The following is a 15634-nucleotide window of genomic DNA, read 5'->3' as shown; positions in this document are numbered from 1 at the left end:
GGGGGACGGCGGCGGCGGCGGCGGCGGGGACTGAGGCTGCCGGTACCGTCGGGGGCTTGACCGTGCGCCGGAGGACCGTGGGGCGCGTCGTGCTGGCCGTCGCCACCGTCGCGGCCGTGGTCGTCCTCTCGCGGCGGCTGGAGGCCGCGGACCTCGGCGAGCGGCTGCGCTCGGCGGACGGCTCCTGGGTGGCCCTCGCGGTGCTCGCCTCGACCCTGCCCGTGCTCGGCAACGTCACCTCGCTCATCGCCCTCACGCCGGGGCGGCTGCCCGTCCTGCGCACCGTCGCGGTGCAGCTCGCGACGTCGTTCGTGAACCTCGTGACCCCGGCCAGCGCGGGCGGGGTCGCGCTGAACATGCGCTACCTGCACCGGCGCGGCGTCCCGGTCGCGGCCGCCGTCACGACGGTCGGCGTGGTGCAGTCCTCGGCCGGGCTCGTCACCCTCGTCCTCGTCGCGGGGCTGCTGCTGACCGACGGGCAGGTGCGCGAGATCGGCGGCCTGGTGCCGTGGCAGGTCCCCGCCGGGCTCGCGGCCGTGCTGGCCGTGCTGGCCCTCGTCGGGCGGTTCTGGCCGACGGCCCGGGCCTGGCTGGTGCGCCGCGTCCTCGTCCCGCTGCGGGCGTCGTGGCCCCCGCTGCGCGCGACGCTGTCCCACCCCGGCCGGCTGACGGCCGCCGTCGTCGGCCACCTCGTCACCACGCTGGGGTTCGCCACGACGCTCGGCTGCGCCGCCCAGGCGTTCGGGGGTTCGGCCCCGCTGTCCCTGCTCGTGCTGGTCGTCGTCGGCAGCTCGGCCGTCGCGGGCGCCGTCCCCGTCCCGGGGGGGATCGGGGCCGCCGAGGCCGCCCTGGTGGCGGGTCTCGTGACCGTGGGGGTGGAACCCACCACCGCGCTCTCGGCCGCGCTGCTGCACCGGCTCGTGACGTTCTGGGCGCGGGTCCCGCTGGGCTGGGTCGTCCTGCTCCTGCTGCGCCGCAGCGGCGACGTGTGACGCCGACGGGCGTCCCGCGGTGGTCGCCGGACGAGGAGAGCCCCCGCTTCACGATCGCCGTGCTGGCGGACACGCAGTACCTGTTCGACGGCGAGGCCCTGCACCCCGAGGCGCTGCGGGCGTCGCTGCGCCACGTCCTCGCCACCCAGGCGGAGCACAACACCGTGTTCCTCGCCCACCTGGGCGACGTCACCCAGAACGGCGCCGAGGCCGAGGTGGCCTGCGCCGCGGCCGAGTTCGACGTCCTGGACCGCGCCGGCGCCCCCTGGAGCGTGCTGGCGGGCAACCACGACGTCGACGGTGCGAGCGACGACCGGCGCGGGCCGACGCCCTGGCTGCGGCACTTCGGTGGGCGCGGGCGGGCCGGCGGGACGCTGCTGGCCGCCTCGCCCGACGGGTACTCCACGGTGCACCGGCTGCGGGCCGCGGGCCGGCCCTGGATCGTCCTGGCCCTGGACTGGCGCACCACCGCCGCCGCGCGGGACACGGTCCGGCGGGTCCTCGCGGAGCACCCGGCCGTGCCCGTCGTCCTGACGACCCACGAGCTCGTGCAGGCCGACGACGGCAGCGGGCGCGCCACGTTCAGCGCGCACGGCGAGGAGCTCTGGGACGACCTCGTCCGCCCCCACGACCAGGTGTTCCTCACCCTCAACGGGCACTCCTGGCCGTCGGGGAGGACGGTGCGGCGCAACGACGCCGGCCACGACGTGCACCTGCACGTCGTGAACCACCAGCACCGCTACGGGGGCGGGTCGGGGATGCTGCGCCTGTACCGCGTCGACGTCGCGCGCGGCACCGTGGACGTCGAGACGTTCTCCCCCCACGTGCTCGCGCAGGCACCGGCGCAGCGCAACGCGCTCGCGGCGCAGGAGGTCGAGCGCACGGGCGACGCCGACCGGTTCTCCTTCCCGCTCGACGTCGCCACGCGGTTCGCCGGGTTCGCGCCCGTGCCCGCCCGGGCGGCCCGCCCGGCCGCCGACGTCCTCGTCCCCGGGACGCTGGCCCACTGGCGCTTCGCGGGGGAGCCCGGGACGGCGCTCGCGCGCGACGCCGTGGTCCCCGACGCGAGCGGCCGCGGCAACGACCTCGTCCCGCTGCGGGGCACCGCCGGCGCGCTCGTGCGCTGCGCGGACCACCACCGCGACGCGCCCACCCACGGCGGGCTGGAGCTGCGCGGCGACGGCCTGCGCACGGTCGACGGCGCCCCGCTGGCGGCCGAGGAGTTCCCCGACGGCTACACGGTCGAGGCGTTCGTGCGCCTCCCGGCGGACTTCGGCGAGGACGACGGGTGGGCGGGGATCGTCTCGCGCGGCGGGACGGCGGCCGCGGCCGGGCGCGGCGACGGCGACCCGGACGAGCCGCCCGCGACGCTGAGCCTCTCGCCCTCGCGCGAGGCCCAGTGGTGCGCCTACCCGACGTCCTCGCGCACGTCGGTGACGAACTGGAGCCACGAGCTGCCGCCGGAGCGCTGGTGGCACCTGGCCGCCGTCAACGACGGCCGGCGGACGACCCTGTTCGTCGACGGCTGCCCCGTCGTGCGCAACCCCGTCACGGCCAACCGCGGCCTCGCCACGGCCGGGCGGCCGTGGCTCGTCGGTGGCGTCGAGCACGCCGGGACCCTGCACCGGACCCTGCGCGCCACCCTCGGCGACGTGCGGATCGTCGGCCGCGCCCTGCCGGTGGCGGAGTTCCTCACCGGCCCGTGAGCACTGCGCCTCAGCGGCGCAGCACCCCGCGGGCGATCCGGTTGCCCACGAGCTGCCCGACCTGCACGATCACGATGATCGTGGCGACGCTGACGTAGACGATCCCGTAGTCGTAGCGCTGGGCGCCGTAGGTGATGGCGTAGTCGCCCAGCCCGCCGCCGCCGACGAGCCCCGCCTGCGCGGACATGTCGACGATGCCGACGAACACGAACGTGTAGCCGAGCACGAGCGGCCCCAGCCCCTCGGGCACGACGACGCCGAGGAGGATGCCGAGCCGGGACGCCCCCGCCGCGCGGGCCGCCTCGACCACGCCCGGGTCGACCGAGACCAGGCTCTGCTCGACGATGCGCGAGACCGCGAACGCCGCCGCGAGGGCGATCGCGAACGTGACGGCGTTCGTCCCCACCGTCGTCCCGACGACCGCGAGCTGCAGGGGGGTGACCGCGGCGAGGAAGATGACGAAGGGGATGGGCCGCACCACGTTGACGAGCAGGCCCAGGACCCCGAACACCACCCGGTGGCCCAGGAGGTTCCCGGGCCGGGTCGCGTACAGGGCGATCCCGAGCGCGAGGCCGAGGACGCCCGACACGACCATCGAGACCAGGGACATGAACAGGGTCTGGGCGATCGCGGTGCGGTACACGTCGACGGTGGCGAGGAAGCCGTCCACGTCAGACCTCCTCCTCGGTACGGATCCCGTGGCGCCGCAGAGCGTCGAGCGCCGCGTCGACGGCGGCCGGCGAGCCGGTCGTCTCGTAGGTGAGCGAGCCGATGCGCCGCTCACGCAGTTCCGCGACGCCGCCGTGCACGAGTTCCGTCCGGACGCCGGCGTCGGCGAACGCGGCGTCGATCCGCCGCTGGAGACCGGGTTCGTCGGTCACGGACACCGACACCAGGCGGCCGGGGTGGCGGGCGCGCAGCCGTCGCAGCGTCTCCGCGTCGGGGCGGTCGTGCAGGGCGCTGCGCACGAACCGCTTCGCCGCCGCCGTGCGCGGGGTCGAGAACACGTCGTAGACGTCCCCGTGCTCGACGACCCGGCCCGCGTCCATGACGGCGACGCGGTCGGCGACCTGGCGGACGGCGTCCATCTCGTGGGTGATGACCATGACCGTGACGCCGAGCTCCCGGTTCACGCGGCGCAGCAGCGAGAGCACCTCGGCCGTGGTCTCCGGGTCGAGAGCGCTCGTCGCCTCGTCGGCCAGCAGCAGCGGCGGGTTCGTCGCGAGCGCGCGGGCGATGCCGACGCGCTGCTTCTGCCCGCCGGACAGCTGCTCCGGGTGCGCGTGCGCCCGGTCCAGCAGTCCGACGAAGTCGAGCAGCTCCGCGACGCGGGCGTCGCGGTCGGCCTTCGCGACGCCCGCCACCTTCAGCGGGTAGGCGACGTTCCCGGCCACGGTGCGGGACCGGAACAGGTTGAACTGCTGGAAGATCATGCCGATCTTCCGGCGGGCGAGGCGCAGGTCGCGCTCGGACAGCGTCGTGAGGTCCTGACCCGCCACCGTCACCGTGCCGGAGGTCGGCCGCTCGAGGGCGTTGACGAGCCGGACGAGCGTGGACTTGCCCGCGCCGGAGTAGCCGATGACCGCGAGGACCTCGCCCTCGGTCACGTCGAGGTCGACGTCGTCGACGGCCGTGACGGTCTTCGCGCCGGGCCGGGCGTAGTGCTTGCTGACGTGGCCGAGGCGGACGATGGAGTCCGCCACCTCAGCTGCCCGCCGCCTTCGCGTCCTCCTCGACGGTGGTCAGCTCCGCCTGCAGCGCCGCGGCGTCCGTGGTGCTCACGACCCCGTTGGGGTAGCTCTTGCGGAACTCCGCCTCGACGGCCGGGTCGTGGATCAGCGCGGCGAGCTCCAGGTACGTCGGGTCCGCGGCGTCGGCCGCGCGGGCCGCGAACACGTTGACGTACGGCGCGGCGGCCGGCCCGTTCGGGTCGTCGGAGAAGATCGCGTCCGAGGCCGGGAGCTTGGCGCTGGTGGCGTAGTTGTTGTTCACGACGGCGGCCGCGACGGACCCGCTCTGCAGGGCGTTCGCAGTCTGCGACGCGTCGAGCGCCACGACCTCCACGGTCGCGTCAGTGACGTCCCGGGTCGTCGAGAACGCGGTCCCGCCGTCCTTCAGCGTCACGAGCTTCGCGGCCTGCAGCACGAGCAGCGCGCGGGCCTGGTTGATGGCGTCGTTGGGGATGGCCACCTTCGCCCCGGCGGGCAGCGCCGCGGGGTCCTCCACCGTCGTGGAGTACAGCGGCAGCGGGTACACGGCCGTGGCGCCGATGGGCTGGAGGTCGTCGCCCGAGGTGACGTTGTAGTTCGCCAGGTACTGCACGTGCTGGAACTGGTTCAGGTCGAGCTCGCCCTGCTCCAGCGCCGGGTTCGGCAGGCTGTAGTCGGAGAAGTTCACGAGCTCGACGTCGACGCCCAGCCGCCGCTGCGCCAGGTCGACGTAGGTCGTCCAGTAGGGCTCGGCCTTGTCGGTGACACCGATCTTCACGGTCCGCGTGGACGCTGCGGTCGCCGTAGCGTCGTCGCCCGTGGTGCGCCACACCACGGCGGCGACGCCCACGACCACCACGGCCACGAGGGCCGCGACCAGGACGGGGAGTCGGTTGCGGCGCGGCTTGCTCGGCAGGGCAGGGGGAGTCGGACTGGACACAGGGTGTTCCTCCGGTGCAGCAGGGCCGGGACGCCGTCCCGGTCACTCACGCTTGTGGGACGGGTTCGTCCCACCGGGCTTTCACCTGGAGCACCCCGCCGCGGGGGAGGGTTGCTGGTCAGCAAGCCAGGGCTTGTCGCTGACGCTCGATGCCGGGAGGAACTCTACACGGGTCCGGGGGTCGCCAGCGCGGTCGTGGCCGGCGCCGCGGCGGCCCGGTCCCCGCCGCGCACGTGCCGCGCGAACTCCTCGGCGGGCAGCGCCGCGGCGTACAGCCAGCCCTGACCGCGCGTGATGCCCAGGTCCTGCAGGCGGTCGCGCTGCACCGTCGTCTCGACGCCCTCGGCCAGCACCCCGATCCCGAGCCCCGACGCGAGACCCAGCACGCCGCTGACCAGCGGCGAGGCCGCGTCGGTGAGCAGGGCGGCGGTGAGGGAGCGGTCGAGCTTGAGCGTCGTGATGGGGAAGCGCAGGAGGTACTCCAGGGACGCGTACCCGGTGCCGAAGTCGTCGAGCGCCACGCGGACGCCGGCGGCCGTCAGCCGGGCGAACTGCCCGCGGATGCCCTCCTCGGTGGGGATCCGGTCGTGCTCGGTGATCTCCAGCTGCAGCCGCCGCGGGGCCACACCGGCTGCGGCGCAGGCGTCGAGCACGTCGCGGGCCAGCAGGGGCGAGCACGTGGCGGAGCGGCCCAGGTTCACGCTGACGCTGTCCAGGTGCAGGCCGTCCTCCTCCCACCGGCGCAGCTGCGCGAGGGCGGTGCGCAGCACGAGCAGGTCCAGGTGGGCGCCGAGGCCCTCCTCCTCCGCGACGGCGAGGAACTCGTCGGGCAGGATCCGGCCCTGGACGGGGTGCTGCCAGCGCACGAGGGCCTCACACGCGTCGGCCCGGCCCGTCGCGGTGTCCACGAGCGGCTGGTAGTGCACCTCCAGCGTCCCCACCCCGGCGTCCGGCGTCCCGCCGAGCAGCCGCCGCAGCTCGTCCGCGATGACCAGCCGGCCCAGGACCTGCCGCCGCAGGGATTCGTGGAACTCGGCCGTGCGGCCCTTGCCGCCGGCCTTGGCGGCGTACATCGCGACGTCCGCGTCCGCGAGGGACTCCGACAGGGTGCGGCCCGGCCGCCCCGGGGCCACGCCCGCGCTGACCCGGACGTCGAGCGGGCGGCCCGCGACGACGAAGGGTTCCGCGCACACGAGCGCGGCCACGGTCGCCGGGTCGGGGCCGGCCGCGTCGGCCCGCACCACGACGACGAACTCGTCCCCCCCGAGCCGCGCGACGACGCCCGCCGGTCCGGCGGTGCGGGTCAGCCGCTGCGCGAGCGCCACGACCAGCTCGTCGCCGGCCTCGTGGCCGAGGGAGTCGTTGACGCGCTTGAAGTCGTCGACGTCGACGACGCACAGCACCGTCGCGCGCGAGCCCCCGGCGGACAGGCCCGCGAAGGCGTCGGCGAGGCCGCGGCGGTTCAGGAGGCCCGTGAGCGCGTCGCGCGCGGCGTGCCGCTCGGTCGTGCGCAGGGCGGCGAAGCCCCGCAGCAGCGCCAGGGCCCCGACGACGGCCCCGGCGAGCTGGAACTGCCAGGTGGGCTGCACCAGGCCGGGCAGCCGGTCGTTCAGCGCGGCCAGGCACGCCGGGACCAGCGCCAGCGGCAGCAGCCCGAGCAGCTGCCGCGAGGCGCGGTGGCGCTGGGCGACCCGGGCGGCCTCGAACGTCTGCCGCATCGACGGGTGCAGCGCGGCCAGGGCGAACAGGACCGGGCCCACGGGGCCCACCCCGGACAGCGTGACGTCCGCGGCGGGCACGCGGGCGCCGGACAGGGTGCACAGCAGGTCGTAGGCGACCATCGCGAAACCGCCCGCGAGCATGAGCACCGACGAGGTCCCGTACCGGGCGCGCGCGATCGCGAACTGCAGCATGAACGACAGGATCACCACGTCGAGCAGGGGCGAGGCGGCGCTGAGCAGCGTCGACACCGGCAGCCCGGCGAGCACCGACGACACCAGTCGCGTGGCGACCAGCGCGACGACGGCCGCGGCCAGCAGCCCGTCGAGCACACCGGCGCGGTCGGTCCCGGGCGGGTCCTGGCTCACGAGGTACCAGGCCCGGACGATGCCCACCGCCAGCACCTGGCTGAGGCTCACGAGCGCGGCGGCGGGCACGGCCCAGGGCTCGCCCCCGAGCGTGCCGGCGACGGCGGCGACGGCCCAGGCGGCCAGGGCCGCGGTGGCCAGGCGCCACGGACCGAGCGTGGGCGGGCGGTGGCGCCGGACCCCGACGAGCATGACGACCGGCACGGCGGTCGCGAGGGCGAGCGGCACGGCCGGGCGCAGGCCGGGGAGCAGGGTCGTCGCCGTGACCACGAGGACGAGTGCCCCGGCGAGCGCGGCGAGCAGGGCGGGCGTCCAGGGCTCCGGACGCGCGGCGGGCCGGCGCACCAGCGGGCTCACGGGCACTCCTCCCTCACCACGGCCGCGCCGGTGGTTCGACGCGGGTGGACGACCAGGCATCGGCCGGTTCGGTCGCGGACTTGAACGCCGGCCGCGTGCGGCGCCGTCGGGAGGAGGATGAGCGTTCTAGAAGATCACTGCGATGACAGCTAGTAGCCGTGACATGCTGTGGGTCACCACTCGTCGGCCGTGCGGGTGAGTCGCCACCGCGAACCCGTCGGAGGGCACGTGTCGTCAGCAGCCCGCACGCCCCCGTCCGCCGCGCTCGCGGCGGTGCTCGACGGCTGGCGCGTCGTCGACGCCCTGCCGACGGCCTACCTCGTGATGGACTCCGGGCTCCTCGTCGTGCACGCCAACCCGGCCTACCTGGGCATGGTCGGCCGGCGGCTGGCGGACATCGTCGGGCGCCCGGTCTTCGAGGTCTTCCCGCCGTCGCCGGTGACGCTGGCCGCCGACGGCGCCAACCCCGTCGAGACGTCCTTCCGCCGGGCGCTCGCGACCGGCGAACCCGACGCGATGGCCCTGCAGAAGTACGACCTCGCCGACGCCGAGACGGGGAAGGTCGCCGAGCGCTGGTGGTCCTTCGTCAGCGCCCCCGTCCTCGACGCCGCGGGCCGGACCGTCCTGCTCGTCCAGCGCGTGGAGGACGTCACCGACTTCGTCCGCGAGCGCGAGGGGCTGCTCGCGGGGGTCGACCGCGACGCCGCGTGGCAGGAGCGCGCGCAGCAGGTCGAGGTCGAGCTGTTCCAGCGCGCGCAGGAGCTGCACGTCACGCAGGAGGCGCGCGACCTCGCGGCGCGGAGGGTGACCGGCCTGGCCGCCGCGGCGCTCGCGCTGACCTCGGCCGAGACCGTCGAGGACCTCGAGCGCATCGTCGTGGGCCGCACCCCCGCCCTGCTCGGCTCCGACGGCGGCGCCGTGATCAGCCGTGACGACGACGGCGGCTGGCGGGTGTCGGTCAGCGAGTCCCTGGGCGAGCACGTGCAGCTCACCTACGGCCACCTCCCGCACGACAGCCCGATGCCGGGCGCCCGGGCCGCGGTCACCGGGCAGCGCGTCCTGCTGCCCACGGTCGCCTCGGGTCTCGCGTTCACGGGCCAGATGGCGGGCGTCTACGCCGCCACCCACCGCCGCGCGTGGGCCTTCCTCCCGCTGGTCGTCCAGGACGAGCGGCTGGGCAGCCTGGGCGTCTCGTGGCGCGAGGAGCACGACTTCAGCGACGACGAGCTCGACCTCATGGACGGGCTCGCGGCCCAGCTCGCGCAGACGCTGAAGCGCCTCCAGGTCGCCACGGCGCAGCGGGCCGCGGCGGAGGCCGTCGAGCGCTTCTCGGAGGCGCTGCAGCGCAGCATGCTCACGCGCCCGGCGCTGGGCGACCACCTCGACGTGGCCGTCCGCTACCGCCCCGCGGCGATCGGCGCGCGCGTCGGCGGCGACTGGTACGACGCGTTCGTGACGGCGGGCGGCGCGACGCTGCTCGCGGTCGGCGACATCACCGGCCACGACCGGGCCGCGGCCGCCGTCATGGGACAGGTCCGCAGCCTGCTGCGCGGCATCGCCTTCGACAGCGACGACTCCCCCGCCCACCTGCTCAACCGGCTCGACGCGGCCATGGTCGGCCTCGAGGTCGACACGCTCGCGACCGCGGTCGTCGCGCGCCTGGAGGAGCACGAACGCGACGGCGAGGTCCGCCGCTGCCTGCGGTGGGCCAACGCGGGCCACCCGCCACCGCTGCTGGTGCGGCCCGACGGTGAGGTCACGGTCCTGGACGGGACCCCCGACCTGCTGCTGGGCCACGACCCGCAGGCGTCCCGGCGCGACCACCTCGTCGCCCTGGGTCCGGGGTCGTCGGTGGTCTTCTACACCGACGGCCTCGTCGAGCGCCGCGACGAGGACCTCGACGACGGCATCGCGCGGCTGGTCGCGGTCGTCGCCCGGCACGCGGGGAGCACCGCCGAGGAGCTCAGCGACGTCGTGCTCGACGACACCGAGGCGGTGGCCGGCGACGACGACACGGCCGTGCTGGTCCTGCGCCTGCGCTGACCGGCCCGCGCCACCGGGCGTCGGGGTCAGGGGCGGGGGACGCCCGCCTCGCGCGCGATGCGCTCGACGACGTCCGGGGCGAGCACGAACAGCTCCTCGCCGTCGCCCGGTGCGGGCACCGCGAGGACGGTCGCGCGGACCGCGTCGGGCCCGATCTCGACCAGGCACGCGCCGCTGCCGCGCACGGCGCGCTCCCGGGGCGCCGCGACGAGGACGTCGTTGCGGTTGGCCACCCCCGGCGCCACGACCACGGTGACGCCGCCGAGGGTGGCGACGCAGGGGTGGTGGTAGTGCCCCGACAGGACGGCGCGGACGTCGGTGCCCCGCAGCGCGTCGAGGAGGGCGCCGGGGTCCTGCAGGCGCAGGGCGTCGTGCAGGACCGTCGGCGCGGGCAGCGGCGGGTGGTGCACGACGACGACCGTCCCGCGGGGCGCGGGCTGCGCGAGCGCGCCGCGCAGGCCCTCCAGCTGGGCGGGACGCAGCTCGCCGTACCCCGCGCCGGGCACCGAGGAGTCCAGGACCACGACGCGCAGGCCGTCGACGTCGTGCACGGCGTCCAGCGGGCCCTCGGCGGGCGCGGCGAGCAGCACCTCGGCGAAGGGCAGCCGGACGTCGTGGTTGCCGACGGCCCACACGACGCGCGCGCCGTGCTCGACGGCGAAGCCCTCGACGAGGTCCTGCGCCGTCAGGTACGACTCGGCGCTGCCGTCGTCGGACACGTCGCCCGAGACGACGACGGCGTCCAGCGGCCCGACGCCCCCGAGCCCCGCGAGGGTGTGCCGCAGGACCGCCGTGGTGTCCACGAGGCCCTGGTGCAGCGCACCCGCCGCGAGCAGGTGGGTGTCGGAGAGGTGCAGGACCCGCGCGGGGCGCATCAGTCGTCGCCGTTGCCGCCGCCGCGCCCGTTCCCGTTCCCGTTCCCGTTCCCGTTGCCGCCGCCGTTCCCGCCGCCGGCCGCCTGGCCCGTGGGGGACTCCGACGGGCTGGGCGAGTCCGACGGCGAGCCGCTGGGCGACGGGCTGGAGGTCGGCGAGCTGGGGCTGGGCGACGGCGACGCGGGGGCGGACGCGACCACGAGGTCGACGGGGGTGCCGACGTCCACCTTGGCGTTGCCGCTCACGCTCTGGCTCAGCACCTGGCCCGGCGAGGCGTCGGATGACTCCTCGCTGGTGACGTTGGCCTGCAGGCCCAGCTCGTTGAGCTGGGCGCGGGCCGCGTCCACGGCCTGCCCGACCAGCTCGGGCACCGTCACCTGCCCGCTCGCGACGTACAGCGTGACGGGCGTCCCGGGCGCGGCGGAGGCGTCGGCGCCGGGGTCGGTGCGCACGACCGTGCCGCGGTCGGCCTGCGGGTTCTCGTCGGTCGTCTCGACGGGCCCCACGGTCAGCCCGGCCTGGGACAGCTCCTCACGCGCCTGCGCCTGCGTGCTCCCCGTGAGGTCCGGGACGGTCACCGCGGCCGGGCCGCTGGAGACCGTCAGCGTGACCGGCGCGCTGAACAGCGCCGGGGTGCCGGCCGTCGGGTCGGTGGAGATGACGACCCCGAGGGGCTGGTCCTCGCTGGCGGCCTGGACCACGGTCGAGCTGAGCCCGACCCCCTGCAGGGCGGCCTCGGCCTCCTGCTGCGTCCGGCCGACGACGTCGGGGACGGGCGCGGCCGTGGGCGACGCGGACGGCGTCGCCGACCCGCGGCCGGGGTCCTGCTGCGAGATGGCCCACGCCGCGGCGCCCACCCCCAGCAGGAGGACGAGGACGAGGAGGACCCACGGCCAGCGCCGGCGGCGCTCCGGGACGTCCGGGTCGTCGTCGACGCGGGGCAGCGTGCCCGTGGCGGTGGCCGCCGCGGCGCCCGCCGCGACCGTCGGGACGACCCGGGTCGCCTCGGTGGGGGCGGCCGGGGGCAGCGCCCCGACGGTGGCCCCGCGCAGGGGCCGGCCCTCGACGGCGCGGCGCAGGTCGTCGGCGAAGTCCGCGGCCGACTGGTAGCGGTGCTCGCGGTCCTTGGACAGCGCCATCAGCACGACGTGGTCCACGGCCGGGGGGATGCCCGGCTCGAGCGCGCTCGGCGGGCGGGGCTGCTCGCTGACGTGCTGGTAGGCGACCGCGACGGGGGCGTCGCCCACGAACGGCGGGCGGCCCGTGAGCACCTCGTAGAGCAGGCAGCCCGCGGAGTACAGGTCGCTGCGCGCGTCGACCTGCTCACCGCGCGCCTGCTCGGGCGAGAGGTACTGCGCGGTCCCCATGACCGCCGAGGTCTGGGTCAGCGTCGCCGAGGAGTCCGAGACCGCGCGGGCGATGCCGAAGTCCATGACCTTGACCTCGCCCGCCGGCGTGATCATGACGTTGGCGGGCTTGATGTCGCGGTGGACGATGCCCATCCGGTGGCTGTACTCCAGGGCCGCGAGCACGCCCTCGGTGATCTTCAGCGACTCGCTCAGCGCGAGCGGGTGGTCGGCCTTGAGCACGTCGCGCAGGGTCCGGCCCTCGACGTACTCCATGACGATGTAGGGCAGGTCGACGCTGCCGCCGCCGGCCTGCGGCGAGGGGTCGGCGCCCGTGTCGTACACCGCGACCACGGAGGGGTGGTTCAGCGACGCCGCGGACTGGGCCTCGCGCCGGAAGCGCGCCTGGAAGGACGGGTCGCGCGCCAGGTCCGCGCGCAGCAGCTTCACGGCCACGGTGCGCCCGAGCCGGGTGTCGCGGGCCACGTGCACCTCGGCCATGCCGCCGCGGCCGAGGAGGCTGCCCACCTCGTAGCGCCCGCCGAGCAGCCGCCGCACGCCCGCTCCCGCCTGTCCACCGTCTGCGTCAACCACCGAGCGCCGCCTCCATCACTTGCTTGGCCACCGGGGCGGCGAGCCGTCCCCCGTAAGCGCTGTCCACCGTGCCACCGTCCTCGATCACGACCGCGACCGCGACCTGCCGGTCGCCCTTGGTCGCGAAGGACGTGAACCACGCGTACGGCGGGAGCCCCGCACCGTGCTGCGCGGTCCCCGTCTTGCCCGCCACCTCGACCCCGTCGATCTGGGCGCGCGTGCCGGTCCCCCGGGCGACGACGGCCTTCATCATGTCGGTCAGGGTCGCGGCCGTGCTCGCGCTGACCGCGCGGCCCAGCTCCTGCGGCGCGGGCGTCTCGACGACGGAGAGGTCGTCGCCCGCCCGGACGTCGCGGACGAGGTTCGGCTTCATGAGGACGCCGCCGTTGGCGATGGCGGCCGAGTACATGGCCACCTGCAGGGGCGTCACCCGGACGTCGAACTGCCCGATCGCGGACTGCGCGAGCTGCGGCGCGTTCGGGTCGGCCGGGAACGTGCTGGGGGTGACGCGCATCGGCACCGACAGGTCCTGGCCGAAGCCGAACTTCTCGGCCTGCGTCCGCAGCGCGTCCGCGCCCAGCGTCATGCCGAGCGAGGCGAACGCGGTGTTGCACGAGATGCGCAGGGCGTCGATCAGCGACACCTGGTCGTTCGGCCCGCACGCCGTGCCCTCGTCGTTGCCCAGGGTCGAGGTCGTCTGCGGCAGGTCGAGCTCGGCGGGGCCGTCCAGCAGCGTCGACTCCTCGTACTTCCCGCTCTCCAGGGCCGCCGCGGCCGTGACCAGCTTGAACGTCGACCCCGGCGGGTACAGGTCGCCGCCGATGGCCCGGTTGGTCAGCGGGTCGTCGGGGTCGGCCAGCAGCGCGTTCCACTGCTTCGACACGGCCTCGCCGTCGTGGCTCGCGAGCGCGTTCGGGTCGTAGCTCGGGCTGCTCACCATGGCCAGCACGTCGCCCGTGCGCGGGTCCAGCGCCACGACGGAGCCCTTGCGGCCGTCCAGCGCGTCCCACGCGGCCTGCTGCACGGCCGGGTCCAGCGTGAGGTCGACCGAGGCGCCGCGCGGCTTCTCGCCCGTCAGCAGGTCCGACAGCTGGCGGTAGAACAGCCGGTCGGAGGTGCCCGCGAGCACGTCGTTCTCCGCGCGCTCGAGCATGGACGTGCCGTAGCGGATCGAGTAGTAGCCGGTCACGGGCGCGTACACGGGCCCGGCCGCGTACTGCCGCTGGAAGACGTACGGGTCGTCGACCGGCACGCTCGACGCGACGGCCTGCCCCGCCACGATGAGGGAGCCGCGGTCGCGGCCCAGCTCGGCGTAGAGCTGCCGGCTGTTGCCGGGGCGGTTGTTCAGCGCGTCGGCCTGGAAGTACTGGATCCAGGTCGTCGACGCGAACAGCGCGGCGAACAGGACGGCGACGACGGCGGAGAGCCGGCGCAGGGGACGGTTCACGGGACCCGCACCGCCTGCGTGACCCCGGTGTCGCCCGACTCGGGCCCGTTGCGGACCTCGGGGGCGGGGCGCCGCGCGAGGTCGGAGATGCGCAGCAGCAGGCCCACGACGATCCAGTTGGACACCAGCGAGGAACCACCCGCGGCGAGGAACGGCATCGTCAGGCCCGTCAGGGGGATCACCCGCGTCACGCCGCCGACGACGACGAACACCTGCAGGGTCACCGAGAACGCGAGGCCCGCGGCGAGCAGCTTGCCGAACCCGTCGCGCACCGCGATGGCCGTGCGCAGCCCGCGCTCGACGAGGACGCCGTACAGCAGCAGGACGGCGAACAGCCCGACGAGCCCGAGCTCCTCGCCGATCGAGGAGTAGATGAAGTCGGAGTTCGCGAACGGCACGATGTCGGGCCGGCCGCGGTCCAGCCCGGTGCCCAGCAGGCCCCCGTTGGCCATGCCGTACAGGCCCTGCACGAGCTGGTAGCTGTCGTCGGCGTTGGACGCCGCGAAGGGGTGCAGCCAGATGTCGATGCGCTGCTGCACGTGCCCGAACGTCGACGCCGCGAGCGCCGCGCCGGCCAGGAACAGCGCCAGGCCGAGCAGGATCCAGCTGACCCGCTCGGTCGCGACGTAGAGCACCGCGACGAACAGGCCGAAGAACAGCAGCGACGTGCCGAGGTCGCGCTGCAGGACGAGGATCCCGACGCTCGCGAGCCAGGCCACGAGGATCGGCCCGAGGTCGCGGGCCCGCGGCAGCCGCAGGAACAGCAGCTTCGGGCCGGTCAGAGACAGCGCGTCGCGGTGCACGACGAGGTACCCCGCGAAGAACACCGCCAGCACGATCTTGGCCAGCTCGCCCGGCTGGAAGGACAGCGGGCCGACGCCGATCCAGATCCGGGCGCCGTTGATGGTGCGCCCGAGGCCGGGCAGCAGGGGCAGCAGCAGCAGGACGAGCCCCGCGACCATCGCGGTGAACGTGTAGCGGCGCAGCACCCGGTGGTCGCGCAGGACCCACAGCACGGCACCCGCCGCGAGGATCCCGATCGCCGACCACAGCAGCTGGCGGGGCGCCTGGTCGGCCCGCGAGGACGACAGGTCGAGGCGGTGGATGACGACGAGGCCGAGGCCGTTGAGCAGCGTCGCCACCGGCAGCAGCACCGGGTCGGCGTACTGCGCCTTCCAGCGCAGGACGAGGTGCAGCACGACGGCGAGCCCGCCCAGACCCCCGCCGTAGAGCGCCAGCCCCGGGGGGAGCGTGCCGTCCTCCGTCAGCCCCACGACCGCCCACGCGCCCGTGGCGACCAGGACGGCCATCACCAGCAGCGCCAGCTCGGTGTTGCGCCGCGTCGCCGGGTAGACGGGCGTCACGGTGGCCATCAGCCGATCCCCGCGCAGGCGGCCGCGCGCTGCGCGGCGTCGGGGGAGGTCGTCGGTCCGGGTGTGCTCGGGAGGGGTGTGCTCGGGACGGGTGTGCTCGCGGTGGGCAGCGGGGCCTCCGTCGGGAGTGCGGCCGGGGCGGAGGCGACCGTCGAGGAGCTGCGC

General features: G+C 75.6%; 11 protein-coding genes and 1 riboswitch. Of the genes, 3 read left to right on the top strand and 8 right to left on the bottom strand.

Translation table 11 applies throughout. The features are described 5' to 3' along the window. The first annotated feature begins 62 nt into the window (after positions 1-62). The gene (locus GTR02_RS12230; protein ID WP_338073775.1) at positions 63-992 is read left to right on the top strand and encodes a lysylphosphatidylglycerol synthase transmembrane domain-containing protein; all 930 of its coding nucleotides are present in this window, start codon (positions 63-65) and stop codon (positions 990-992) included. Continuing rightward, the gene (locus tag GTR02_RS12225; protein ID WP_205709133.1) at positions 989-2698 is read left to right on the top strand and encodes a LamG-like jellyroll fold domain-containing protein; all 1710 of its coding nucleotides are present in this window, start codon (positions 989-991) and stop codon (positions 2696-2698) included. Before GTR02_RS12230 ends, GTR02_RS12225 begins: the two co-directional genes overlap by 4 nt. Before the next feature lie 10 nt (positions 2699-2708). Here GTR02_RS12225 and GTR02_RS12220 read toward each other — a convergent pair whose 3' ends face one another. From GTR02_RS12220 to GTR02_RS12205, 4 genes are all read right to left on the bottom strand, one after another. After that, complete coding sequence (locus GTR02_RS12220) at positions 2709-3308, bottom strand: methionine ABC transporter permease (RefSeq protein WP_166607776.1); 600 nt, start codon at positions 3306-3308, stop codon at positions 2709-2711. A 61-nt stretch (positions 3309-3369) separates the two neighbouring features. Next, the gene (locus GTR02_RS24435) at positions 3370-4401 is read right to left on the bottom strand and encodes an ATP-binding cassette domain-containing protein (protein WP_166607773.1); all 1032 of its coding nucleotides are present in this window, start codon (positions 4399-4401) and stop codon (positions 3370-3372) included. A 1-nt stretch (position 4402) separates the two neighbouring features. Then, a complete protein-coding gene (locus GTR02_RS12210; protein ID WP_166607772.1) occupies positions 4403-5347 on the bottom strand; it encodes a MetQ/NlpA family ABC transporter substrate-binding protein in 945 nt (314 codons plus the stop codon). Between the two features lie 43 nt (positions 5348-5390). After that, a riboswitch (SAM riboswitch) is annotated at positions 5391-5501 on the bottom strand. Positions 5502-5511: 10 nt separating this feature from the next. Next, a complete protein-coding gene (locus tag GTR02_RS12205; protein ID WP_166607771.1) occupies positions 5512-7791 on the bottom strand; it encodes an EAL domain-containing protein in 2280 nt (759 codons plus the stop codon). 228 nt (positions 7792-8019) lie between these two features. On the opposite strand from GTR02_RS12205, the gene GTR02_RS12200 reads away from it, so the two are divergent. Further along, a complete protein-coding gene (locus GTR02_RS12200; protein ID WP_166607770.1) occupies positions 8020-9834 on the top strand; it encodes a SpoIIE family protein phosphatase in 1815 nt (604 codons plus the stop codon). A 26-nt stretch (positions 9835-9860) separates the two neighbouring features. Here GTR02_RS12200 and GTR02_RS12195 read toward each other — a convergent pair whose 3' ends face one another. From GTR02_RS12195 to GTR02_RS12180, 4 genes are read right to left on the bottom strand one after another with little or no spacing between them, the layout of a single operon-like run. Beyond that, positions 9861-10709, bottom strand: coding sequence for a metallophosphoesterase family protein (locus GTR02_RS12195; RefSeq protein WP_166607769.1), 849 nt, complete (start codon positions 10707-10709; stop codon positions 9861-9863). Further along, positions 10709-12649 carry a Stk1 family PASTA domain-containing Ser/Thr kinase gene (gene pknB, locus GTR02_RS12190; RefSeq protein ID WP_205709132.1) on the bottom strand — a complete coding sequence of 647 codons (1941 nt, stop codon included), beginning with the start codon at positions 12647-12649 and terminating at the stop codon, positions 10709-10711. The genes GTR02_RS12195 and pknB overlap by 1 nt, the downstream gene beginning before the upstream one ends. Then, a complete protein-coding gene (locus GTR02_RS12185) occupies positions 12642-14096 on the bottom strand; it encodes a penicillin-binding transpeptidase domain-containing protein (RefSeq protein WP_166607768.1) in 1455 nt (484 codons plus the stop codon). Before GTR02_RS12185 ends, pknB begins: the two co-directional genes overlap by 8 nt. Then, positions 14093-15469 carry an FtsW/RodA/SpoVE family cell cycle protein gene (locus GTR02_RS12180; RefSeq protein WP_166607767.1) on the bottom strand — a complete coding sequence of 459 codons (1377 nt, stop codon included), beginning with the start codon at positions 15467-15469 and terminating at the stop codon, positions 14093-14095. Before GTR02_RS12180 ends, GTR02_RS12185 begins: the two co-directional genes overlap by 4 nt. Positions 15470-15634: the final 165 nt, after the last annotated feature.

The sequence above is a fragment of the Kineococcus siccus genome (assembly GCF_009906795.1).
Lineage (GTDB): Bacteria > Actinomycetota > Actinomycetes > Actinomycetales > Kineococcaceae > Kineococcus > Kineococcus siccus.
The sequence above is the reverse complement of the archived record's forward strand: the minus strand, read 5'-3'. Positions and strand labels throughout refer to the sequence as shown.

Excerpts from the sequence above, each read along its gene's own strand:
- GTR02_RS12220 (WP_166607776.1), bottom strand. The coding sequence starts at position 3,308 with ATGTCCCTGGTCTCGATGGTCGTGTCGGGCGTCCTCGGCCTCGCGCTC.
- GTR02_RS12195 (WP_166607769.1), bottom strand. The coding sequence starts at position 10,709 with ATGCGCCCCGCGCGGGTCCTGCACCTCTCCGACACCCACCTGCTCGCG.
- GTR02_RS12180 (WP_166607767.1), bottom strand. The coding sequence starts at position 15,469 with ATGGCCACCGTGACGCCCGTCTACCCGGCGACGCGGCGCAACACCGAG.